Genomic DNA, 22533 nt, shown 5'->3' on the forward strand with positions numbered 1-22533 from the left:
TTATTGAGACTGCAGCGCCTGGACCCGCTTGCGCTCGGCCTCGGTGGCGGCGGCGCGGGCGCGCTTGTCGGCGGCGATCTCATCTTCCAGCTTCACCAGGTCGCGGTTGCCCTCGGCCGAGGCCTCGGCGCGCGACATGCCTTCGGGGCGTTTGGTGATGTCGGGAATATAGATGGGCACGCCGCATTCGCGCGTCTCCATCGAATACCAGTGCCCCTTGGCCGCGCAGCGCTCGCCCGGATCGACCCAGAAACGCTGGAGGACGAACACGCCCGCCAGGGTCACGGCGAACAGGGCGAAGAAGATAATGCTGAGGCGACGGATCGTCAGAAAGCGTTTCATGCGGGGTCTCATAACCGAAAATTGGCCGCTGGACACGAACACAGTTCACGTAGCGTTACGTTGACAGGCCGGTTTCGTCGGTCCAATCCCTCGGCCGACATTTCGACGACCAAGTGGATAGGCTCATGAAGGTACTCGTCCCGGTGAAACGGGTGATCGACTCCAACGTCAAGGCGCGCGTCAAGGCGGACCAGACCGGCGTCGACCTCGCCAACGTCAAGATGAGCATGAACCCCTTCGACGAAATCGCCGTCGAAGAGGCCGTGCGCCTGAAGGAAGGCAAGGAACACCATGCCGCAGGCACGGCGACGGAAATCGTCGTCGTCTCCATCGGCGTGACCCAGGCTCAGGAAACCATCCGCACGGCCCTGGCCATGGGCGCCGATCGCGGCATCCTGGTGCAGTCGGACACGGACCTGGAGCCGCTGGCCGTCGCCAAGGTGCTGAAGGCCGTGGTGGACGAGGAGAAGCCCGACCTGGTGCTGCTCGGCAAGCAGTCGATCGACGGCGACAACAACGCCGTGGGCCAGATGCTGGCCGCGTTGGCGGACTGGCCGCAGGCCACCTTCGCCGGCAAGCTGGTCATCGACGGCGGCAAGGCTGTCGTCACCCGTGAAGTCGACGGCGGCCTCCAGACCGTCTCGGCCGAACTGCCGGCCGTGGTGTCGGTCGACCTGCGCCTGAACACGCCGCGCTATGCGTCGCTGCCGAACATCATGAAGGCCAAGAAGAAGGAGATCGCCGTCAAGGCGGTCGCCGACTACGGCGTCGACACGGCGGATCGCCTCAAGGTGCTGAAGGTGACGGAGCCGCCGAAGCGTTCGGCGGGCGTCAAGGTCGCCGATGCGGCCGAACTGGTTTCCAAGCTCAAGTCCGCGGGGGTGCTGTAATGGCCGTTCTCGTCATCGCCGACCACGACGGCTCGGCCGTTCGCGACACCACCAACAAGACCGTGACGGCCGCCCTGGCGCTGTCGTCCGACGTGGATGTTCTGGTCCTTGGAAAGGACGCCAAGGCCGTGGCTGACGCCGCCGCCAAGATTTCGGGCGTGCGCAAGGTGCTGCTGGCCGAAGGCGACGCCGTCGCCCACGGCCTGGCCGAGGCCGTCGAGGCCACCGTCCTGCCGCTGGCCGGGAACTACGACGCCATCCTGACCCCGGCCAACACCGACGGCAAGAACTTCGCCCCGCGCATCGCCGCCAAGCTGGACACGGCGCCGATCTCGGACATCGTCGAGGTCGTCTCGGCCGATACCTTCGTGCGCCCGATCTATGCGGGCAACGCGCTGGAGACGGTGCAGTCGGCCGACGCCAAGAAGGTCATCACCGTGCGCCCGACGGCCTTCGCCGCCGCCGCTGAAGGCGGTTCGGCCCCGGTCGAGAGCGTCGCCGCCGGCGAGGCGCCCAAGACCGCCTTCGTCTCCGAGGAAATGGTCAAGTCGGACCGCCCCGAACTGGGCGCCGCCAAGATCGTCGTCTCGGGCGGCCGCGCCCTGGGTTCGGCCGAAGAGTTCCACGCCGTCATGGACCCCCTGGCCGACAAGCTGGGCGCCGCCGTCGGCGCCTCGCGCGCGGCGGTCGACGCGGGCTACGCCCCCAACGACTATCAGGTCGGTCAGACCGGCAAGGTCGTGGCCCCGGCCCTCTACATCGCCATCGGCATCTCGGGCGCCATCCAGCACCTGGCCGGGATGAAGGACTCCAAGGTGATCGTCGCGATCAACAAGGACCCCGACGCCCCGATCTTCCAGGTCGCCGACTACGGCCTGGTCGCCGACTACAAGACCGCCGTGCCGGAGCTGATGGCCGCCCTGGGCTAAGGGCAGGCGTCACGCTGAGCATTGAAGCGCGCCGGATGGGAAACCGTCCGGCGCGTTTTCTTTTATTGGCCTTCTACATCCGCTCATCCCGGCGGACGCCGGGATCCAGTAAGAGCTACGCGCTCAACCGTGAAAATCCCCCTAGGCTTCCTGCCCGGCGCCTGAAGCCAAAGCACTGGATCCCGGCGTCCGCCGGGATGAGCGGAGAGGGGTTGGCCAAAGCTGTGGATGGGGCCAAACACGTCCCATGACCGCCCGCATTCCCGTCAAGCTGACCCCTCGCGCCGCCGCCGACCGCATCGACGGCTGGGACGTCGACCCGGACGGCCGTCCGGTGCTGAAGGTCCGCGTTCGCGCCCAGCCGGTGGAGGGCGAGGCCAACGCCGCCCTGACCGCCTTCCTGGCCAAGGCGCTGGGCGTGCCCAAGCGCGACGTGACCCTGGCGCGCGGCAGCCAGTCGCGTCTGAAGATGATCGAGGTCGACGGCCTGACCGACGCGGAGGTCCGCGCGCGCCTGCCCGCCGACGGAGCGCGCGACTGACTTTGCCGCGAGCGCGCCTTTTAGAGCTTTACCCTGACGGAAACACGGGATTGTATACGCGCCGTTGTCTGCCCGCAGTTCGCGGGCGCGAGGGGGCTCGCCCATGTTGTTCAGTCGCCTGCGGGGGCCAAGCCTCGCTGTTCTCACCTGCGCGCTCGGCGCGCTCAGCCTGTCGGCCTGCGCCACGACCGGCGACGCCGCGCCCAAGACCGAGACGGCCTCCGCCTCTTCGTCCAGGGATCGGACCATGGCGCCCGGCCTGGACGGCTGGGCCAATCAGGACCCCTATCCCTCCACCTATCGCGGCCTGCCGCGCCAGAACATGGCCATCGTCGGCGCCACGGTGCTGACCGGCGCGGGCCAGAAGATCGAAGGCGGCGTCGTCGTCGTCACTGACGGCCGCATCGCCGCCGTCGGCGGCGCGGACACCCCGGTCCCGGCGGGTCACCAGGTGGTGGACGCGCGCGGCCGCTTCGTCACGCCCGGCATCATCGACATTCACAGCCACCTGGGCGTCTATCCCTCGCCCGGCGTGCAGGGGATGAGCGACGGCAACGAAGCCACCAACCCCAACACCGCCCAGGTCTGGTCCGAGCACTCCATCTGGCCCCAGGACCCCGGCTTCAACACCGCCCGCGCGGGCGGGGTGACGACGATGCAGATCCTGCCCGGTTCGGCCAACCTGTTCGGCGGCCGCGGCGTGACCCTGCGCAATGTGCCGTCGGTCACCATGCAGGGGATGAAATTCCCCAACGCCCCCTACGGCCTGAAGATGGCCTGCGGCGAGAACCCGTCGCGCGTCTACGGCTCGCGCAACCAGTCGCCGGCCACCGGCATGGGCAACGTCGCCGGCTATCGCGCCGGCTTCATCGCTGCGCGCGACTACAAGGCCAAGTGGGACAAGTGGCGCGAGACGGGCGAGGGCACGCCCCCGACCCGCAATCTGCAGCTTGAGACCCTGGCGGGCGTGCTGGACGGTTCGATCCTGATCCAGAACCACTGCTATCGCGCCGACGAAATGGCGGTGATGCTCGATGTGGCCAAGGAGTTCGGCTACAAGGTCACCACCTTCCACCACGCGGTCGAGGCCTACAAGATCGCGCCCCTGCTGGCCCGCGAAGGCGTCTGCGCCGCCATGTGGACCGGCTGGTGGGGCTTCAAGATGGAGGCCCTGGACGGCATCGAGGAGAACGCCGCCCTGACCGACGCGCCCGAGGGCTCGTGCGCCGTCATCCACTCGGACGACGCCGAACTGATCCAGCGCCTGAACCAGGAAGCCGCCGCCGCCCTGTCGGCCGGTCGGCGCGCCGGGATGAACATCTCCGAAGAACACGCCATCGGCTGGATCACGCTGAATGCGGCCAAGTCCATCGGCATCGACAAGGAAACCGGTTCGCTGGAGAGCGGCAAGCGCGCCGACGTGGTGATCTGGAGCGCCGATCCCTTCTCGATCTACGCCCGCGCCGATCAGGTCTTCATCGACGGCGGCCTGGCCTTCGATCGCCAGAACCCCGCCTTCCAGCCCGTGTCCGATTTCGAACTGGGCCAGCCCGGCTTCGGCCAGGCCGCCGCCGGCGTCGCCCAGGGAGCTCGCTGAACCATGCGTATCAAAACTCTCCTCGCGGGCGCTGTCGCGGCCCTCGCCCTGACCGGCCCCGCCCTGGCGCAGGACGTCGCCATCACCGGCGGCCAGGTGCTGACCGGAACCTCGGTGATCGAGAACGGCACCGTCGTCATCCGTAACGGCAAGGTCGTTTCGGTCGGAACCGGCGGCGCGCCGGCCGGTCTGCGCGTCATCGACGCGCGCGGCAAGATCGTCACGCCGGGCTTCGTCGCCGTGGATTCCGGCCTGGCTGGGACCGAGGTCGGCTCGGTGCGCGGCTCCAACGACCTGGCCAACAGCGCCAACACCCTGACGGCGGCCTTCGACCTGTCCTACGGCCTGGACCCCTGGTCCTTCACCCTGCCCGTGGCGCGTCTCGGCGGCGTGACCCGCGCGGTGGTGACGCCGCGCCACGTCGGCTCGCGAGGGGGCGGCGGCCACAGCCATGACGATTCCGACTTCGCCGGCGCCGGCGACGGCGGCTATCAGACGCCGGGCCTGTTCGCGGGTCAGGCGGCGGTCATCAAACTGGGCGGCGCCGACATCCTGGTGAAGTCCAAGGTGGCCATGACGGCGCCCTTCGGCGAGGCCGGCGCCACCGTCGCCGGCGGCGCGCGCGGGGCCGAGTTCGTCCTGTTCAAGGAGACCTTGGCCGAAGTCCGCGCCTATGCCCGCAACAAGGCGGCCTATGACCGCGCCGACATGCGCGCCCTGTCCCTGTCGCGCGCCGATCTGGAAGCCTTGATCCCGGTGGCCGAGGGGCGCATGCCGTTGATCGTCACCGTCAACCGGGCGGCGGACATCCAGCAGGTGCTGCGCCTGGCGCGCGAGGAAGGCGTCAAGGTCATCCTCGACGGCGCCGCCGAAGGCTGGCTGGTGGCCGATGAGATCGCGGCGGCGAACGTGCCCGTCCTGCTGCACCCGATCACCAACCTGCCCTCGAACTTCGAGATGCGGGCGGCGCGGATGCAGAACGCGGCGGCGCTGAACGCGGCCGGCGTGGTCATCGCCATCAAGGGCAACGAGGGCTCGGCCCACCGCGCCCGCGACATCCGCTACAATGCGGGCAACGCCGTCTCGCACGGCCTGCCCTTCGCGGCGGCCATTCAGGCGATCACGGTCAATCCGGCCCGCATCTTCGGCTTCGACGGCCAGTTCGGAGAGCTGAAGGCCGGGGCGGCGGGCGACGTCGTGGTCTGGTCCGGCGATCCGCTGGAGCCGCTGAGCCAGCCCTCCGCCGTGCTGATCGACGGGGTGGAGCAGCCGCTGCAGGCCCGCAACCTGCTGCTGCGCGACCGCTACCGTACCGGCGGCGAAGGGGCGATGCCGCCTGCCTACGGCGACTGAGGCTTCACGGCCTGAAGACGGAAGGGCGCTGCGGGAGACCGCAGCGCCCTTTTTCATTGCTCCCGACTTCCGCTCATCCCGGCGGAGGCCGGGACCCAGTTCTTTGGCCCCAGGCTGGACATTGGAGACCGCTGTGCGCGGAGTTCTCACTGGGTCCCGGCGTCCGCCGGGATGAGCGGGGTATATAAGCGCGCGCCCCTACTGCGCCGTCAGTCCGCCGTCGATCTTGAACTCGGCGCCGGTCACGAACTTGGACTCGTCCGAGGCCAGGTAAAGCACGCAATAGGCCACATCGTCCGGCTCGCCGATGCGCTTCAGCGGAATGCCGCGCGCCAGTTTCTCATGCGCGCTCGCCTCGTCCCCGCCCGCCATGGCGACGAAAGGATCGAGGATCGGCGTCTTGATGAAGACCGGGTGCACCGAGTTGGCGCGCACGTTCCAACCAGCCCTGGCCGCCTCCAGCGCCACCGTCTTGGTGTAGAGCCAGACCGCCGCCTTGGTGGCGTTGTAGGCGCCCATGCCCGGCGCGGCCGCCAGTCCCGCGATCGAGGAGATGTTGACGATCGACCCCGCGCCCGAGGCCCTGAGCGGCGCCATGGCGTGCTTGCAGCCCAGCATGACGGATTCCAGGTTGATCGCCTGAACCTTGCGCCAGTTCTCCAGCGTGTCCTGCTCGGCCCACAACAGCTGGCCGCCGATTCCGGCGTTGTTCACCAGGATGCTGAGGCCGCCCATATCCTCGACCGCCGCGCCGACGACGCGGACCCAGTCGTCCTCGCGCGTGACGTCGTGCTCATAGGCGAAGGCCGTGCCGGGGTGGTCGGCGTTGATCGCCTCGGCCAGGGCGCGGACGCCGTTCAGGTCCAGATCGCTGAGCGCCACCCTGGCGCCCTCGCGGACCAGCATCCGGGCCATGGCCTGGCCCAGCCCCCCGGCGGCGCCGGTGATCAGGGCCGCCTTGCCCGCGACGCGTCCGCCCGTCACTCGACCAGACCCTTGACCGCCGCGTCGATGAAGCGGGCCATCGCCACGTCGCGCTCGGTCACCCCGTCGGCGTCATGGGTGGTCAGCAGCACCTCGACCCGGTTGTAGACGTTCGACCACTCCGGATGATGGTCGACCTTGTCGGCCAGCAGGGCGACGCGGGTCATGAAGCCGAAGGCGGCGTTGAAATCGGCGAAGCGCAGGGTGCGCGCGATGGCCGGGCGCGGGTCGTCGGCGCGGCGCCAGTCGGGCAGGTCCGCCAGAACTTCGGTCACGTCGAGGGCGGCGGTCATGGGCGTCTCCTTATGCTTTCGTCAGGCGTATCGCGGCCCCCGAGGCGCGACAAGCCGCCAGCCTGCGTCAGATGCGACGCTTCCCCGGATGACGGCGGCGACGGGAGGCGTTACACCCCCATCCATGACCCAGGCCGATCCCTCCTCCGACGCTTCCGGCAAGACCTCTTCCTTCGGCTTCCGCGACGTGGACGCGAAGGAAAAGGTGCAGATGGTGCGCGGCGTGTTCAACTCCGTCGCCTCCAACTACGACCTGATGAACGACCTGATGAGCGCGGGCGTGCACCGCATCTGGAAGGACGCGACGGCGGCCAAGCTGAACGTCCGGCCGGGCGAGGTGGTGCTGGACATGGCCGGGGGCACCGGCGACATGGCCCGCCGCTATTCCAAGATGGCCCGCGCGGCGCAGGATCGGCGCGGCGGCGAGGACGCCACGGTCATCGTCATGGACTACAACGCCGAGATGATCCTGAACGGCGTGGCCAAGGGCGGCGAGCCTGAGATGGCCTGGGGCGTCGGCGACGCCATGAACCTGCCCTTCCCCGACGCCTGCCTGGACGCCTATTCGATCAGCTTCGGCATCCGCAACGTATCGGACGTGGCGGGCGCCCTGCGCGAGGCGCGCCGCGCGCTGAAGCCGGGCGGCCGCTTCATCTGCCTGGAGTTCTCGCGCCCCACGACCGGCGCGCTGAGAAAGGCCTATGACGCCTGGTCCTTCCACGCCATTCCGCGCATCGGTCAGCTGGTCGCCAAGGATCGCGACAGCTACCAGTATCTGGTCGAAAGCATCCGCCGCTTCCCCGATCAGCAGACCTTCAAGCGGATGATCGAGGAGGCGGGCTTCAGCCGCGTCAGCGTCACCAATCTGTCGGGCGGCATCGCCGCCATCCACCACGGGTGGGCGATCTGAGCCGGCTGACCTTCAACGCCCCGCCGCCGACGCCTGAGGCCCAGCCGGTGCGCCATCCGGTGGGCGCGGCCTTTCGCATGGTGCGCTGGGGCTGGGTGCTGGCGCGCCACGACGCCCTGATCCCGCGCGAGGCCAACCCCCTGCTGCCCGCCTGGGGCCGCCCCTTCGCTCGCCTGATCCAGTTGTTCGCCAGCCGCAGACACCGCGCCGGACGGCCCGGCCAGCGCGTCGGCGAGGCCTTCGAGCATCTCGGTCCCGTCGCCATCAAGCTGGGTCAGGTGCTGGCCACGCGCGCCGACATCTTCGGCCTGCAGTTCGCCCAGGATCTGGGGCGTCTGAAGGACAAGCTGCCGCCCTTCCCGCTGGAAGAGGCCAAGCGCGAGATCGAACGCTCGCTGGGGCGCCCGGCCGAGAGCCTGTTCATCGATCTGACCGAACCGATGGGCGCCGCATCGCTGGCCCAGGCGCACCCCGCCTGGCTGGCCGACGGGCGCAAGGTGGCGGTCAAGGTGCTGCGCCCCGGCGTCGAGCGCCGCGTGGCCCAGGGGCTGGACGCCATGCGTCTGGGCGCCAAGCTGGTCGACCGCTTCGTCGAACCCGCCCGTCGGCTGGAGCCGCGCGCCTTCGTCGAGATCATCGCCCAGTCGCTGCAGCTCGAGCTGGACATGCGGCTGGAAGCGGCAGCCGCCTCCGAACTGGCCGAGGTCATGGCCAAGGACGGCTATATGTCCGCCCCCGCCGTCGTCTGGGACGGGGTGGGCAAGCGGGTTCTGACGCTGGAATGGGCGCCGGGCCTGCCGATGACGGACCCGGCTCTGGTCGATCTTCCCGGTCTCGACAAGGACGCTCTGGCCGACAAGGTGGTGCGCGCCTTTCTGGTGCAGGCGCTGGACCACGGCGTCTTCCACGCCGATCTGCACGAGGGCAATCTGTTCGCCGACGCCCCCGCGCAGCTGACGGCCATCGACTTCGGCATCGTCGGGCGGCTGGGCCCGGCCGAGCGCCGCTACCTGGCCGAGATCCTGTGGGGCTTCATCAGCCGCGACTACGACCGCATCAGCCGGGTCCATTTCGAGGCCGGCTATGTGCCGCCGCACCATTCGGTCGACACCTTCGCCCAGGCCCTGCGCGCGGTCGGCGAGCCGGTGATCGGCCGCCAGGCCAGCCAGGTGTCGATGGGCCGCCTGCTGGGCCAGCTGTTCGAGATCACCGCCCTGTTCGACATGCATATGCGCCCCGAACTGGTGCTGTTGCAGAAGACCATGGTCTCGGTCGAGGGGGTGGCGCGCCGCCTGAACCCCGATCACGATCTGTGGGAGGCCGCCAAGCCGGTGGTCGAGCGCTGGATCAAGCGCGAACTGGGACCGCAGGCCCAGATCAAGGAGACGGTCGAGGAGGCGCTGGTCACGCTGAAGGCCCTGTCGCGTCTGGTGCAGAACCCGCCGCCGTCTCAGACGTTGGTGATCGAGAAGGCCGGAACGCGGCCCTGGGTGGTCGCCGCCGTCACCGTCGCAGTCTGCGCGTCGGCGGCCGCCTTGGTGCTGACGCTTTGGCCGATGATCGTCGCCTGACGTTTCTTCGGAGCCTGCGTTTCATGAAGACCACTTCCTTCGCCGCCGTCCTGTCCGGCGTTCTTCTGCTGGCCGCCCCGGCGCTGGCCCAGACCACGGCTCCGAGCCGGGCGCCGAACCAGGGGGCGGCTGCGGCGACCCTGCCCGACGCCTTCGAGGGGGATGCGCCCGCCGCTTCGACAGCGCCCGCCTCGCCGCCGGTCGCCGGTCCCGCCGCCCAGGCGCCCGACATCGCCCGCTCGGAAGAGGCCCTGCGCCGGGTCATCGCCGCCTTCCAGGCTGATGAGATCGACTATTCGGTGTTCAGCACCGACATGGCCGAGCAGATCCGCGCCCAGTCCGGCGCGGTGGCGCCCCTGATCCAGCAGTTCGGCCCGCTGAAGACGATCGAGCATCGCGGCCAGCAGAGCGGCGCCGACATGTTCCGCGTGGTGTTCGAGAAGCAGGCCACCGACTGGGTCATCGCCTTCGACGACCAGGACCAGATCGCCGCCCTGCTGTTCCGCCCGGCCCAGGACTGATCAGTCCAGCGACGGCTTTCCGCGCCCGCTCTTGATCGAAGAGCGGCTGGACTTGGCCTGTAGCCGACGCTCCTTCGATGCGCGCGTCGGCCGGGTCGGCACGCGATAGACCGGCTTGATCGAGGCCTCGGCGACCATGGCCTCCAGCCGCTCGACGGCGTCCGCCTTGTTGCGCTCCTGGGTGCGGAAGCGCACGGCGCTGATGACGATCACCCCGTCCAGCGTCAGACGGCTGCCCGCCAGCTTCATCAGTCGCGCCTTCACCGGCTCGGTCAGGCTGGGCGAGTTCTTGACGTCGAACCGCATCTGCACGGCGGTCGAGACCTTGTTGACGTTCTGCCCGCCCGGTCCGCCGGCGCGGAAGAAGCGGAACTCCAGCTCGTCCTCGGGAATGCGGCTCATGACGCCTCTCTGCGCGCCCGCACCACGGCGGCGTCCAGCGCCTGCAGGAAGCGCGAGCGGTCGGAGGCGGAAAAGGGCGGCGGCCCGCTGGTCGGCACGCCCATGGAGCGCAGATGCTCGCCGATCATCCGCCCGGCCAGGGCCGAGCCGATGGAGTCGGCCGTGAACGGCTGGCCGTTCGACTTCAGCGCCTGGGCGCCCGATTTCAGCACTCGGTCGGCCAGCGGAATGTCGGCGGTGATGACGATGTCGCCGCGCGTGGCGCGCTCGGCGATCCAGTCGTCGGCCACGTCCGGCCCGGCGTCGACGACCACCTGTTCGATCAGCGGCTCGCGCGGCGTGTTGATCCAGGCGTTGGACACCACGAAGACCTTCAGGCCGCAGCGGCGCGCCACGCGATAGACCTCCTCCTTCACGGGGCAGGCGTCGGCATCGATGTAGAGGGTGGTGGCCATGAGGGGCTTATGGCCCGAGACGGGCGAGGGGAGAAGGCGCGAGGCCTTCCCCCTGCCGTCATATCAGGCCACGCCGTCGCGGATGCGCTTCAGATCCGGCGCCAGCGCCTCGTCGGTCAGCATGGCGATGGCTTCCTCGACGGTGACGATGGTCTGGGCCTGGGAGCCGAAGCGGCGGATGGCGACCTTGCCTTCTTCGGCCTCCTTGCGGCCGACGACGGCGATGGCGGGCACCTTGGCGACCGAGTGCTCGCGGATCTTGTAGTTGATCTTCTCGTTGCGCAGGTCGATCTCGGTGCGCAGACCCGCCGCCCGGAACTTGGCCAGAACTTCCTCGGCGTAACCGTCGGCGTCCGAGGTGATGGTCGCCACCACCGCCTGCGTCGGCGCCAGCCACAGCGGGAAGGCCCCGGCGTAGTTCTCGATCATGATGCCGATGAAGCGCTCGAACGAGCCCAGGATCGCGCGGTGCAGCATGACCGGGCGGTGCTTCTGGCCGTCCTCGGCGATGTAGGTCGCATCCAGACGCTCGGGCAGCACATAGTCCAGCTGGATCGTGCCGCAGGTCCATTCGCGGCCGATGGCGTCCTTGACGATGAAGTCCAGCTTGGGCGCGTAGAAGGCGCCGTCGCCTTCGGTTACGACCGGCTCGGTCCCGGCGGCGCGGGCGGCTTCCAGCATCTGGGCCTCGGCCTTGTCCCAGAATTCCTCGGTGCCGGCGCGCAGCTCGGGGCGGGTGCCCAGGCTGATGTATTTGGTCTCCATGCCGAGGTCGGCGTGGACCGAATAGGCCAGCTTGATGAACTCGGCCGTCTCCTCGACGATCTGGTCCTCGCGGCAGAAGATGTGGGCGTCGTCCTGGGTGAAGCCGCGCACCCGCATCAGGCCGTGCAGCGAACCCGACGGCTCATAGCGATGGCAGGCGCCGAACTCGGCCATGCGCAGCGGCAGTTCGCGATAGGAGCGCTGGCCCTGATCGAAGATCTGCACGTGGCCGGGGCAGTTCATCGGCTTGAGGCTGAGCGTCTCGCCCTCGACCGTCTCGCAGACGAACATATTGGCGCGGTACTTGTCCCAGTGGCCCGAGGCCTCCCAGAACTTGCGGTCCAGCACCTGCGGCGTCTTGACCTCGACATAGCCAGCGGCGTCCAGACGGCGGCGCATATAGGCCTCCAGCACGCGCCACAGCACCCAGCCCTTGGGGTGCCAGAAGACCATGCCCCGGCCCTCTTCCTGCATGTGGAAGAGCTCCATGGCGCGGCCCAGCTTGCGGTGGTCGCGCTTCTCGGCCTCTTCGATGCGCAGCAGATAGGCGTCCAGATCCTCCTTGGTCGCCCAGGCCGTGCCGTAGATGCGCTGAAGCTGGGCGCGGTTGGAATCGCCGCGCCAGTAGGCGCCCGCCAGCTTGGTCAGTTTGAAGGCCTTGCCCACGAACTTGGTCGTCGGGAAGTGCGGCCCGCGGCACAGGTCGGCCCACTCGCCCTGCTTGTAGACGGTGATCGTTTCCGTGCCCGGCAGGTCGCGGATCAGTTCGGCCTTATATTCCTCGCCGAGCGTCTCGAAGTGGGCGATGGCCTCGTCACGGTTCCAGACCTGACGCTCCAGCGGGGCGCCCCGGTCGATGATCTCGGCCATCTTCTTCTCGATCTTCGGGAAGTCGTCGGTCGAGAAGGGCTCGTCGCGGGCGAAGTCGTAATAGAAGCCGTCCTCGATGGCCGGGCCGATCGTGACCTGGGTGCCGGGGAACAGCTCCTGCACCGCCTGCGCCAGCACGTGGGCGGCGTCGTGACGGATGGTCTCCAGCGCCTCGGGGTCGTCGCGCATCAGCAGGCGGAAGTCGCCGTTCCCGTCGATGACGCGGTCCAGGTCGCGCTGCTCGCCGTTCCAGACGACCAGGGCCGCCTTCTTGGCCAGCGAGGGCGAGATGGCGGCGGCCACGTCGCGGCCCGTCGAGCCGGCCGGATACTGACGCACGGCGCCGTCGGGGAATTTCAGTTCGATCATGACGGTCGTTCTTTTTCGGTCTTGGCGGGCGGAACGGGATCATAGCCCGAACCGCCGAAGGGATGGCATTTACAGAGGCGCCGCACGGTGAGCCATCCCCCCCGCACCGGACCGTGCTCGATCAGGGCGTCGCGCCCGTAATCCGAACAGGTCGGCATGAACCGGCACTGCTGGCCGATCAGGGGGGACAGCGTCAGCTTATAGCCCCGATGGGCCGCGCGGACGCTGCGTTCGTAGAGAGACATTAGAGAGACCGGGGTCCCTTCGCCGGGGGCTCTGCTTCGGGTTCGTCGCGCTTATCCCTCTTCACAGCAGGGGGATCAACCGACGCGCCGTTCAGGCCGCGCCGGCGAGGCGAGTTCGCGTATCGCTGTGGTGTTTGGCCAACGCCTGCTGCACGGCGTCCAGCGTCGCCTCCAGCGCCACCATGGTCGAGGCGTGGCGGGCGGGATAGTCGGCGACCTGCTTCAAAACGCGCAAACCTTCAAAACGGCCATCGGGACCGTCGCCGCCGGACTTCAGCATGGCGGACATGGCGTCGCGCGCGGCCTCGATCTCCTGAGCCGAGGCGCCGAGGATGTTTTCCCCGACCACGCCCGCCGCCGCCTGGCCCAGGGCGCAGGCCTTGACCGTCTGGGCGAAGTCGCCGACGCGGCCGTCGGCGTCCAGCATCACATCGATGATCGCCTTCGACCCGCACAGCTTGGCCACCCGCTCGGCCGAGCCTTCGGGCGCAGGCAGGCGCCCGCTGTTCGGCAGGTTGGCCGCCAGCGACAGGATGCGCGCGCTGTAGAGGTCGTCGATCACGGGATGAAGATAGGCCTTCGCAGGCTGAAGGTGAAGAGACGCAAGGCTTCTCCCTCCCCTTCATGGGGAGGGTGGTCGCGCAGCGACCGGGTGGGGAGGGCTGGGTCATGGACGCGGCGCTTGAATAGCCTCGCCGCCCCCACCCGACTTCGCCCTACGGGTTCAGCCACCCTCCCCATGAAGGGGAGGGAGAAAGTCGCGTCCTACCCGCCCTGCAACGACGACCAGGTCCGTGCCGTCGGCGACGCTTCTCCGAGCGCGGGGGCGACTGCCGCCGGGCTCTGCCCCGGCTGCATCCGCGCGGCCAGCCAGCGCAGATTCTGGTCGGCGGCCTCGGGCGGCAGGTCGCGACGCAGGATGGCCTCGGCCTCGGCGGTCTTGCCCTGCAGGCCCAGCGTCAGGGCCAGGTTCTGACGCACCTGCAGCCCGGCGCCCGGCTGGGCCGCCGCGCGACGCAGCAGAATCTCGGCGGACGGCGCGTCGCCTTCGCCGATGCGGGCGATGGCGGTGTTGGTCAGGACGTCGGCGTTGTCGGGCGACAGGCGCAGGGCCTCGTTCCACGCGGCCTTGGCGTCGTCGGGGCGGCGCACCTGCTGATAGGCCACGCCCAGCAGCGACAGAGGGCGCCAGTCGCGCGGCGCCGCCGCCTTGGCCTGTTCCAGCGCAGCGATGCCGTAGAAGGCCTGCCCGCGCGCGATGTGGGCGCGCCCGACCTCCAGCATGGCCTCGACGTTGGCGGGCTGGACGACCAGCACGCCCTGCGCCGTCTCGGCCGCCTGATCATACTGGCCCAGTTCGCGCAGGGCCTGAGACAGCTTGACCCCGGCGACCGGGTCCATCGGATTGAGCTGCTGCTCCTGGGTCCAGAAGACCGAGCGGCTGAGGGCGTCGGCCCGATCATAGCCCGCGCGCGTGGCGGCGTCGGCAGGCGCGCGCGGCGCGGTCTGGCTCAGAGCCGGGGCGGCGAGGGCCAGAAGCGTCAGGCTGACGGTTGCGGCGAGGGCGGCGTTGCGCGACATGGAAGGGTCCGTGGCGGTTCTGCCCCTAGGGTCGCGCCGACGGGTCAAGGTTTGGTTAATCGGCGTTAAGCGTCGGAAAGGTCGCCCATGTCCCCTCAGTCCGAACTGCTGATCGCCGCCGCCGAGACCGCGCGCCCGGTCCGCATCGTCAAGGCGGGCGCGGCGCTGGGCGGGCGGATCGCCGCCTGGGCCGAGGCCAACGGCTTCACCGGCAAGGCGGGCCAGCTGCTGGTGGTCCCGGGCGCCGACGGCGCGCCGGAGCAGGCCCTGTTCGGCGCGGGCGAGGCCTTCGACCCCATGACGGCGCGCGGCCTGCCGACGCGCCTGCCCGCAGGGGACTGGCGGCTGGAGGGCGTCGAGGGCGAGGCGGCTCATTCGGCGGCTCTGGCCTTTGCGCTGGGGGGCTATCTGTTCGACCGCTACAAGGCCCGGCCCGAGCGCGGCCGCGCGCGTCTCGTGGCGCCGGACGGCCTCGACCTGACGGCGACGCTGAACATCGCCGCCGCCTGCGCCCTGACGCGCGAGATGGTCGACACCCCCGCCGCCGACATGGGGCCGCTGCAGCTCGAGACCATCGCGCGCGAGATCGCCGAGGGCGCGGGCGCGAGCCTGACCGTCACGACCGGCGACGCCCTGCTGGAGGAGAACTATCCGGCGGTCCACGCCGTCGGCCGCGCCGCCGCACCGCACCGGGCGCCGCGGGTGCTGGAGATCGGCTGGAATCTGGACCAGGCGGACCTGCCGCTGGTCGCCCTGGTCGGCAAGGGGGTGGTGTTCGACACCGGCGGTCTGGACCTCAAGGGCGCCGCCGGGATGCGCAACATGAAGAAGGACATGGGCGGCGCCGCCCACGCCCTGGCCCTGGGCCGCCTGATCATGCAGGCCGGTCTGCCGGTGCGGCTGGTGGTGCTGGTCGCGGCGGTCGAGAACGCGGTGTCGGCCGACGCCTTCCGGCCGGGCGACATTCTGAACAGCCGCAAGGGCCTGACCATCGAGATCGGCAACACCGACGCCGAGGGGCGGCTGATCCTGGCCGACGTCCTGACGCGGGCGGGCGAGCACCAGCCGGACCTGACGCTGGATTTCGCCACCCTGACCGGCGCTGCCCGCATCGCCCTCGGCCCCGAACTGCCGCCGCTCTACACCGACGACGACGCCCTGGCCGAGGGCGTGCTGAACGCTGGTCGCGTCGTGGGCGACCCCCTGTGGCGGATGCCGCTGTGGGCAGGGTATCGCGCCTCGTTGGACAGCGAGATCGCCGACGTTCGCAACGATTCCGCCGCCTGGGCCCAGGCCGGGTCGGTGACGGCGGCCCTGTTCCTGCAGAAGTTCGCCCCGACGACGGGCAGCTGGGCGCACATGGACGTCTTCGCCTGGAATCCTCGCGCCCGTCCCGGCTGGCCCGAAGGCGGCGAAGCCCAGGCCATCCGCGCCTGCTTCCGCTACCTCAGCGAGAAATTTTCCAAATAGCCAAGGCTGTTAACGCCCCCTTCGGGATCGGCGCCTAGGGTAGGCGGCTCGAATTATCCGAGCCGTCGAGAGACCGCCGCTTGACCGATGTCCTGGCCCTGCTGCCGCCTGGCGCGCCCCTGATCCTTCGGGACGGGGACCGCGTGGTGCTGGCCGAACAGGCGCTGGAAGGCCTGATGCGGGCCGAGGCCTATCGCCGGACCGATCCCGCCCACTGCCGTCTGCCGGTCGCCGACATCGTCGCCGACGACGGTCAGCGCATCGACCAGCTGCTGTTCGGCGAGGCCTTCGACATTTTGGAACGCAGTCAGGACCGCGCCTGGGGCCGCGCCCGACGCGACGGCGTGGTCGGCTGGGTCTCGCTGGAGGCCCTGGCGTCCGGCGCGCCCCTGGCGACGCGCCGCGTCGCCTCCGTCTCCGCCGCCCTGCCGCTGAACGCCCTGATCGGCGACGATGCCCAGGGCCTGGCCGACAGCGACCTGCAATCCATCGGCGCGTTCGAGCGTGACCTGGTCGCGGTGGCCGAGCGCCTGCTGGGCCGCCCGCACGCCCTGGGCGCCCGTTCCTCGCTGGAGACGGACTGCTCGGGCCTGGTGCAACAGGCTCTGCTGGCCTGCGGCCGGCCCGGCCCGCGTCGCGCCGCCGATCAGGCCGGTCTCGGCCGCGCCGTGTCGCGAGAGGACGCTCAGCGCGGCGATCTGGTGATCTGGCTGTCGTCGGCCGAAGGCGACTGGACCGGCCATTCGGCCCTGATGCTGGACGCCGAGCGCATCATCCACGCGACGGGCGCGCGCGGCGGCGTGGTGGTCGAGACCCTGGCCGAGGTCGAGGCCCGCCTGGCCGCCGACGGCTTCGCCTCCGCGCTCTTCCGCCGGGTCTGAGCCCTCAACCTGATCTCTGAAACGAAGAAAGGCGGCCCGAGAGCCGCCTTTCCGTCATCTGTCCTGTCCGTCGGCCCTCAGGCGTCGGGCGCCGGGTTCGTCGCCTGGGTCGCAGGCGCGTCGACGGCCGGGGCGTCAGCCGGAGCCGAACCGGCTTCGGTCGCGGCGGCGCCTTCAGCGGCCGGAGCCTCGCCTTCGCCTTCGGCCGGAGCGGCGGCGCCGGGTTGGCGCGCGGGGTCCGGCGCCGGGATGGCGTAGCCGCCCGAGCCTTGCGACCGCAGCCAGGCGATCAGGTTGATGCGGGTCTTCTCGTCGCGGATGCCGGCGAACGACATCTTGGTGCCCGGCACATAGCGGCCCGGCGCGTTGATGAAGTGGTCCAACTCGTCATAGTTCCAGGTCGGGGCCTCGGCCTTGTGCTTGGCCATGGCGTCCGAATAGGCGAAGCCCGCGCGGTGCATGGCGGGGCCGCCGACCACGCCGAACAGGTTCGGGCCGATGCCGTCGGCGCCGCCCGAGTTGACGGTGTGGCAGGCCTGGCAGCGCGCGAAGGCGGCCTCGCCGGCGGCCAGGTCGGCGGTCGGCAGGACCGTGCCCCAGTCGATCGGCAGGACGGCTTCGGCCGCGCCTGCGGCCGCTTCATCCGGCGCGTCCACGAAATAGCCCATCTTTTCGGGCTGCTTGGTGTGGTAGACCATGCCCGAAACCTGCTGGACCACCAGGATCGCAAAGGCGGTGCCCAGGCACGCGCCCATAATCTTGTTCCACTTCAGATCGCCGCTCATTCCGCGTCGTCGCATCCCGTCTCTAGATGAGCCCCCCGACCGCGAAGCGGCGTTCAGGCGTATTCTTGCGTGGGCGTCTCTTACACGCTAGCGCGACCTTCGCAACCGGCCCGGACGTTTCCGGGCGCTTTCAAGGCGCTAGGCGACCATGAATCCGCTGATAATGATACCCGCTCGCATGGCGGCGACCCGTCTGCCCGGAAAACCTCTGGCGGACATCGGCGGCAAGCCGATGATCGTGCGCGCCTGGGAGCAGGCCATGGCCTCGGGTTTCCGCGTCGCCGTGGCGGCGGGCGACCCGGAGATCGTCGCGGCGGTGCAGGCGGCGGGCGGCGAGGCGGTGCTGACCGATCCCGACCTGCCCAGCGGCTCGGACCGCATCCTGGCGGCCGCACAGGCGGTCGATCCCGACGGCGCCCATGAGGTGGTCATCAACATCCAGGGCGACATGCCCTTCGCCTCGCCGGACCTGGCCAGGGCCTGCGCCGAACTGCTGGCGCGCGAATCAGTCTGCGACATCGCCACCCTGGTCGCGGCCGAGGCGGATGTCTCGGACCGGAACAATCCCGACGTGGTCAAGGCGGTGCTGGCCCTGCCGGACGGCGGGACCAGCGGCCGCGCCCTCTACTTCACCCGCTCGACGCTGTACGGGGAGGGCCCGGTCTGGCGTCACGTCGGCATCTACGGCTACCGCCGCGAAGCCCTGGCCCGCTTCTGCGCCGCCCCGCCGTCGCCGCTGGAGAAGCGCGAAAAGCTGGAGCAACTGCGCGCCCTGGAGATGGGTCTGCAGATCTGGGCCTCGGTGATCGACGAGGCGCCCCTGTCGGTGGACAATCCGGCTGACCTGGAAGCCGCGCGGACGCTGGCCTGACTATACGCTCCGTCACCCTCGGGCTTGTCCCGAGGGCCCATGGCGGAGCCAGCCATGATCGTGGCCGCATTGACGCCGTGCTCAAACGTTCAGACGTCGGCGGCACGCCCAACGATGGGCCCGCGGGACAAGCCCGAGGGTGACGTGGAAAGGGGATCAGTCGTCGTCGCCCGCCTCGCCGTCGTCGGGGATGGCGGGCATCTCGACGGCCGGGGCCAGGGTGACGATCTCCTTGATCTCGGCGCCGGGGAAGGCCTGCATGATCGACACCACGAAGGGGTCCGCCTCGACCGCCGCGCGGCGGGCGGCGCGGGCCTTCTTCTCGACCTCGATCAGGGTCTCGCCGCCGCCCTGGCCGTTGGCCGCGATCAGCCAGGTGCGGCCGGTCCATTCCTTCAGCCGCCCGGCCAGACGCCGCGCCAGATCGTGGGGCGAGCCCTCGGCCGGTTCATAGGTGATGGCGCCGGGACGGAAACTGACGACGCGGACGTAGCGCTCCACGTCCATCTGCAGGGTGATCTCGCGCTTTTCGCCGATCAGGGCGACGACGGCCTCGAAGCTTTGCGGATCGGGCAGGGCGGGCGCCGCCATCGGCCGCGCCGCCAGCATGGCCGAGGCCCCGCCGCCTCCGCCGCCTGAGCCGCCGCCGCGAGGGCCGCTCGCGCCGCCGCCGGGGACGCCGCCCGACTGGATCGCCTTCAGCGCCTCTTCCGGTCCGGGCAGGTCGGCGGCGTAGGCCAGCCGCACGATGGCCATTTCGACGGCATCGGCCGGATTGGGCGCGCGCCGCACCTCGTCCAGCGCCTTCAGCAGCATCTGCCAGGTGCGCGACAGCGTCACGGCCGAAATGGCCGCGCCCAGGGCCGCCAGCTTCTGCGCCTGATCGCCGGGCAGGCGGGTGGCGTTCGGCCCCAGCATCTTGGCCACCGAGGCCGCGTGGCAATGCTCCAGCAGGTCGTTGGCCACCTGCACCGGATCGGCGCCGTAGCCGTACAGGGTGCGGAAGGTCGTCAGCGCCTCGGCCGTCTTGCCCGCCATCGTCTGCTCGAACAGGGCGATGGTCTGGGTGCGGTCGGCCAGACCCAGCATGTCGCGCACCGTGGCCGTCTCGACCACCGCGCCGCGCTCGGCCTGAACCAGCGCCTGATCCAGCAAGGACAGGCCGTCACGTACGGACCCTTCGGCCGCGCGGGAAATCAGCGCCAGCGCCTCCTGCTCGATCTTCATCCCTTCGCGCTCGGCGACGCGGCCCAGATGGCCGGCCAGGACCTCCGGCTCGACCCGGCGCAGGTCGAAACGCTGGCAGCGGCTGAGGATCGTCACCGGCACCTTGCGGATCTCGGTGGTGGCGAAGATGAATTTGGCGTGGGGCGGCGGCTCCTCCAGCGTCTTCAGCAGGGCGTTGAACGCCTGCGTCGACAGCATGTGGACCTCGTCCAGCACATAGACCTTGTAGCGGGCCTCCACCGGTGCGTAGCGGACGCTTTCCAGGATGTCGCGGATGTCGTTGACGCCGGTGTGCGACGCGGCGTCCATCTCCATCACGTCCATGTGCTGGCCCGCCATGATGGCGGCGTCGTGCCGCCCGGTGGGCGTCAGGGCCAGGGACGGCTTGTCGATGGTCTCGGTTTCGTTGTTGAGCGCGCGGGCCAGCAGGCGCGCCGTCGTCGTCTTGCCGACGCCCCGCACCCCGGTCAGCATGAAGGCGTGGGCGATCCGCCCGGTGGCGAAGGCGTTGGTCAGGGTGCGGACCATCGCCTCCTGGCCGATCAGGTCCTCGAACGCGCGCGGCCGGTATTTGCGGGCCAGGACGGTGTAGGCCTCGCCCTCGGCGGGCGGCGCTTCGAAAGCCGCAGGGGCAGGAACGGGCGCGGTCTCCGCCTTCGGTTCAGGCGCGGGTTCGGCCGCAGCGGCAGGCGCAGCGGACGGCGGCGGGGCGCCGAACATGTCGTCGGTGTTGGGGTCGCGCTCCTCGACTTCGGGCGCGTCTTCCTCCCACGGAGGACCATCGAGACTGTGATCGGCGTCGCTCATGGTCCTGTCTTAGCGCGAAGGGGCGTCGTCGCGCACCCCCTCGCGCCGCAGAGAGGTTCAGAGATCGGTGGGCAGTTGCCCGCCGTTGTCGCGGATCTTCTGGATCACCTGCTTGTGCAGCCAGATATTCATGCTGGCGCTGTCCGACTTGTCGCCTGTGTAGCCCAGTTCGTCGGCCAGCTCCTTGCGCTCGGCCAGCGAGGATTCCAGGCCGATCAGCTTCATCAGGTCGACGATGGAGGTGCGCCAGTTCAGCTTCTGCGCGCGCTGCTCGTTCATGAAGTCGAGGATGCCGGCGACATCGACCTCGGCCGCGGGCTGGGGCGCGACGGCGGCTGCGGTGGGCGCGGGCGCCGGGATCGGGGCCGCCGCTTCGGGCGCGGGGGCTGCGGGTGCCGCCGCCGGGGCTTCCTTCTTCCTGAAGACGCCGCCGAGAATCTTGCCGAGAATGCTCATTCGCCTGCTCCTGATGAGGGGATCGAAGCCCTTTCAGCGAATGAGGCGCGGCCCGGTTCCGTGAAGCTTGCGCGACGGGCCTTCCACGCCGCCGTTCGCCCCTCCCTCGCCATCCTCGGGCTTGACCCGAGGATCGGGCCATCTGTCTGCGGGCATCGGCAAGACAGAGCACGCCGTTTAACTCGATCCTCGGGTCAAGCCCGAGGATGACGGCGGAGATGCGGGTGCGGTGGAGATGTAGGGGACGGCGCGCTCAAGCAGCGAGTGACCGCGTCACGAGCGATAGCGCACTAAAAAATCAGGAAAGGTGGAGACCGCGACCCGAAGGGGAATTCGTTGTGGCTGCTGCCTTCCGGCCCTGACCAGGTTGGCGAAGCCTTCGCCCGCGATCTCCGAGAGGGGATATGACGGCGGACGGCGCGGGAATCAAGCCCTCCCCTGCGCGCGCTGTCGGGGCTATGGAGCGCCATGCCCTATCGCAACGCCTTTTCCGGCAATCCGCTCGACCGCTCCGGCGACCTTCGCAACGACGCCGCCTGGCTGGCCGAGCAGGAGGCCAACCCCGAAGCCCTGGCCATGATCCTGTGGGAAGGCCGTCCCCTGGTCGAAACCCATGAAGGGGCCGAGCGGCTGGTCTGGCTGTCGCTGGCCCATGCGCGCGACATGGCGCGCGACCGCGACGTCTTCCTGGGGCTGTGGAAGGGCGCGCCGGTCTTCGCCGCCGAATTCGAGGGCTCCATCGACCCGACTGCCGGGCCGGCCGGTGGGCTGGGCCGTTTTGTCGAGATGCGCGAGGCGGCGGTGGTTCTGCCCGAGGCGGACGCCGCCATCGCCGCCACGGCCAAGAGTCTGTTCGACTGGCGGCGCCGTCACGGCTTCTGCGCCGCCTGCGGCAAGGCGTCGGACCAAGCCTCGGGCGGCTGGAAGCGCGTCTGCCCGGCCTGCGGGACCGAGCATTTTCCGCGCGTCGACCCCGTCGTCATCATGCTGCCGGTGTTCAGGGGCGGCGCCGAACCCGTTTGCCTGCTGGGCCGTCAGGCCGCCTGGCCCGCCGGCCGCATGTCGGCCCTGGCCGGCTTCATGGAGCCGGGCGAATCGATCGAGGAGGCCTGCGCCCGCGAGGTGATGGAGGAGGCGGGGCTGACGGTGTCGGCCGTCGCCTACCACTCCAGCCAGCCCTGGCCCTTCCCCGGTCAGTTGATGATCGGCCTGATCGCCGAGGTCACGACCGACGAGGCCGCTCCCGACCAGACCGAGCTGGAGGCCGTCGCCTGGCTGACCCGCGGCGAGGCGCGGGCCGTGCTGGACGAGACCCACCCGACCATCCACGCCCCGCCGCCCTACGCCATCGCCAGGCGGCTGCTCGAGACCTGGGCGCGGGGCGAGGGCTAGGCCCTCGGGGCAAGCCCGAGGGCGCG

At 70.0% G+C, this 22533-nt stretch carries 24 protein-coding genes and 1 other RNA gene; 12 read left to right on the plus strand and 13 right to left on the minus strand.

The window, feature by feature from the left end; genetic code table 11:
* On the minus strand, positions 1 to 342 hold the full coding sequence (locus ACWIDZ_RS08300) for a hypothetical protein (protein ID WP_338577136.1): 342 nt from the start codon (positions 340 to 342) through the stop codon (positions 1 to 3).
* Between the two features lie 125 nt (positions 343 to 467).
* On the opposite strand from ACWIDZ_RS08300, the gene ACWIDZ_RS08305 reads away from it, so the two are divergent.
* The 5 genes from ACWIDZ_RS08305 to ACWIDZ_RS08325 all read left to right on the plus strand — a co-directional run bounded on the left by ACWIDZ_RS08305 (position 468) and on the right by ACWIDZ_RS08325 (position 5652).
* Complete coding sequence (locus ACWIDZ_RS08305) at positions 468 to 1232, plus strand: electron transfer flavoprotein subunit beta/FixA family protein (protein ID WP_453987943.1); 765 nt, start codon at positions 468 to 470, stop codon at positions 1230 to 1232.
* Positions 1232 to 2161, plus strand: coding sequence for an electron transfer flavoprotein subunit alpha/FixB family protein (locus ACWIDZ_RS08310; protein WP_453987942.1), 930 nt, complete (start codon positions 1232 to 1234; stop codon positions 2159 to 2161). The genes ACWIDZ_RS08305 and ACWIDZ_RS08310 overlap by 1 nt, the downstream gene beginning before the upstream one ends.
* 247 nt (positions 2162 to 2408) lie before the next feature.
* Entirely contained in the window at positions 2409 to 2702 is a 294-nt protein-coding gene (locus ACWIDZ_RS08315) for a DUF167 domain-containing protein (protein ID WP_453987941.1), read from the plus strand.
* Between the two features lie 103 nt (positions 2703 to 2805).
* Positions 2806 to 4299: an amidohydrolase gene (locus ACWIDZ_RS08320; RefSeq protein WP_453987940.1), complete on the plus strand. Its 1494-nt coding sequence runs from the start codon at positions 2806 to 2808 to the stop codon at positions 4297 to 4299.
* Between the two features lie 3 nt (positions 4300 to 4302).
* A complete protein-coding gene (locus ACWIDZ_RS08325; RefSeq protein ID WP_453987939.1) occupies positions 4303 to 5652 on the plus strand; it encodes an amidohydrolase family protein in 1350 nt (449 codons plus the stop codon).
* Between the two features lie 198 nt (positions 5653 to 5850).
* Here ACWIDZ_RS08325 and ACWIDZ_RS08330 read toward each other — a convergent pair whose 3' ends face one another.
* Both ACWIDZ_RS08330 and ACWIDZ_RS08335 read right to left on the minus strand, forming a co-directional pair.
* Positions 5851 to 6636 (minus strand): SDR family oxidoreductase, encoded by a 786-nt coding sequence (locus ACWIDZ_RS08330; RefSeq protein ID WP_453987938.1) that lies wholly within the window; start codon positions 6634 to 6636, stop codon positions 5851 to 5853.
* Complete coding sequence (locus ACWIDZ_RS08335; protein ID WP_453987937.1) at positions 6633 to 6929, minus strand: 4a-hydroxytetrahydrobiopterin dehydratase; 297 nt, start codon at positions 6927 to 6929, stop codon at positions 6633 to 6635. Before ACWIDZ_RS08335 ends, ACWIDZ_RS08330 begins: the two co-directional genes overlap by 4 nt.
* A 124-nt stretch (positions 6930 to 7053) precedes the next feature.
* On the opposite strand from ACWIDZ_RS08335, the gene ACWIDZ_RS08340 reads away from it, so the two are divergent.
* Genes ACWIDZ_RS08340 through ACWIDZ_RS08350 form a run of 3 tightly spaced genes read left to right on the plus strand, consistent with a single transcriptional unit; the run spans position 7054 to position 9931 of the window.
* Positions 7054 to 7839, plus strand: coding sequence for a class I SAM-dependent methyltransferase (locus tag ACWIDZ_RS08340; protein ID WP_453987936.1), 786 nt, complete (start codon positions 7054 to 7056; stop codon positions 7837 to 7839).
* Positions 7827 to 9410, plus strand: a complete 1584-nt coding sequence (gene ubiB, locus ACWIDZ_RS08345) for a 2-polyprenylphenol 6-hydroxylase (protein ID WP_291782732.1) — start codon at positions 7827 to 7829, stop codon at positions 9408 to 9410. Before ACWIDZ_RS08340 ends, ubiB begins: the two co-directional genes overlap by 13 nt.
* Positions 9411 to 9433: 23 nt before the next feature.
* Positions 9434 to 9931 (plus strand): hypothetical protein, encoded by a 498-nt coding sequence (locus ACWIDZ_RS08350; RefSeq protein ID WP_453987935.1) that lies wholly within the window; start codon positions 9434 to 9436, stop codon positions 9929 to 9931.
* Here the strand turns inward: ACWIDZ_RS08350 and arfB are convergent, their stop codons facing one another.
* The 6 genes from arfB to ACWIDZ_RS08380 form a co-directional block, all read right to left on the minus strand.
* Complete coding sequence (gene arfB / locus ACWIDZ_RS08355; RefSeq protein WP_046652431.1) at positions 9932 to 10333, minus strand: alternative ribosome rescue aminoacyl-tRNA hydrolase ArfB; 402 nt, start codon at positions 10331 to 10333, stop codon at positions 9932 to 9934. It lies immediately after the preceding gene.
* Positions 10330 to 10788, minus strand: a complete 459-nt coding sequence (locus ACWIDZ_RS08360; protein ID WP_453987934.1) for a YaiI/YqxD family protein — start codon at positions 10786 to 10788, stop codon at positions 10330 to 10332. Before ACWIDZ_RS08360 ends, arfB begins: the two co-directional genes overlap by 4 nt.
* A 63-nt stretch (positions 10789 to 10851) precedes the next feature.
* Positions 10852 to 12792, minus strand: a complete 1941-nt coding sequence (gene thrS, locus ACWIDZ_RS08365) for a threonine--tRNA ligase (RefSeq protein ID WP_453987933.1) — start codon at positions 12790 to 12792, stop codon at positions 10852 to 10854.
* Positions 12789 to 13037, minus strand: coding sequence for a membrane protein insertion efficiency factor YidD (gene yidD / locus ACWIDZ_RS08370; RefSeq protein WP_128718934.1), 249 nt, complete (start codon positions 13035 to 13037; stop codon positions 12789 to 12791). Before yidD ends, thrS begins: the two co-directional genes overlap by 4 nt.
* 91 nt (positions 13038 to 13128) lie before the next feature.
* Positions 13129 to 13599, minus strand: a complete 471-nt coding sequence (locus ACWIDZ_RS08375; protein ID WP_453987932.1) for an iron-sulfur cluster assembly scaffold protein — start codon at positions 13597 to 13599, stop codon at positions 13129 to 13131.
* A 203-nt stretch (positions 13600 to 13802) separates the two neighbouring features.
* Entirely contained in the window at positions 13803 to 14618 is an 816-nt protein-coding gene (locus tag ACWIDZ_RS08380) for a tetratricopeptide repeat protein (RefSeq protein WP_453987931.1), read from the minus strand.
* 87 nt (positions 14619 to 14705) lie between these two features.
* Between ACWIDZ_RS08380 and ACWIDZ_RS08385 the strand changes: the two genes are divergently transcribed.
* On the plus strand, positions 14706 to 16088 hold the full coding sequence (locus tag ACWIDZ_RS08385; protein ID WP_453987930.1) for a leucyl aminopeptidase family protein: 1383 nt from the start codon (positions 14706 to 14708) through the stop codon (positions 16086 to 16088).
* An 80-nt stretch (positions 16089 to 16168) separates the two neighbouring features.
* Positions 16169 to 16969, plus strand: coding sequence for a C40 family peptidase (locus ACWIDZ_RS08390; RefSeq protein WP_453987929.1), 801 nt, complete (start codon positions 16169 to 16171; stop codon positions 16967 to 16969).
* Positions 16970 to 17046: 77 nt separating this feature from the next.
* On the opposite strand, the gene ACWIDZ_RS08395 is transcribed toward ACWIDZ_RS08390, so the two are convergent.
* Positions 17047 to 17754 (minus strand): c-type cytochrome, encoded by a 708-nt coding sequence (locus ACWIDZ_RS08395; protein WP_291782756.1) that lies wholly within the window; start codon positions 17752 to 17754, stop codon positions 17047 to 17049.
* A gap of 148 nt (positions 17755 to 17902) precedes the next feature.
* Here ACWIDZ_RS08395 and ACWIDZ_RS08400 point away from each other — a divergent pair, with 148 nt between their 5' ends.
* Positions 17903 to 18625, plus strand: coding sequence for a 3-deoxy-manno-octulosonate cytidylyltransferase (locus ACWIDZ_RS08400; protein ID WP_453987927.1), 723 nt, complete (start codon positions 17903 to 17905; stop codon positions 18623 to 18625).
* Between the two features lie 156 nt (positions 18626 to 18781).
* Here the strand turns inward: ACWIDZ_RS08400 and ACWIDZ_RS08405 are convergent, their stop codons facing one another.
* The 3 genes from ACWIDZ_RS08405 to ffs all read right to left on the minus strand — a co-directional run bounded on the left by ACWIDZ_RS08405 (position 18782) and on the right by ffs (position 21512).
* A complete protein-coding gene (locus tag ACWIDZ_RS08405; RefSeq protein ID WP_453987926.1) occupies positions 18782 to 20659 on the minus strand; it encodes a DNA polymerase III subunit gamma/tau in 1878 nt (625 codons plus the stop codon).
* Between the two features lie 57 nt (positions 20660 to 20716).
* Positions 20717 to 21115 carry a DUF3597 domain-containing protein gene (locus ACWIDZ_RS08410; RefSeq protein WP_453987925.1) on the minus strand — a complete coding sequence of 133 codons (399 nt, stop codon included), beginning with the start codon at positions 21113 to 21115 and terminating at the stop codon, positions 20717 to 20719.
* A gap of 303 nt (positions 21116 to 21418) precedes the next feature.
* Positions 21419 to 21512, minus strand: an RNA gene (gene ffs / locus ACWIDZ_RS08415) — signal recognition particle sRNA small type.
* Positions 21513 to 21583: 71 nt separating this feature from the next.
* On the opposite strand from ffs, the gene nudC reads away from it, so the two are divergent.
* The gene (nudC, locus tag ACWIDZ_RS08420; protein ID WP_453987924.1) at positions 21584 to 22507 is read left to right on the plus strand and encodes an NAD(+) diphosphatase; all 924 of its coding nucleotides are present in this window, start codon (positions 21584 to 21586) and stop codon (positions 22505 to 22507) included.
* The last annotated feature ends 26 nt before the right edge of the window (positions 22508 to 22533 follow it).

Source organism: Brevundimonas sp. NPDC055311 (genome assembly GCF_053645695.1).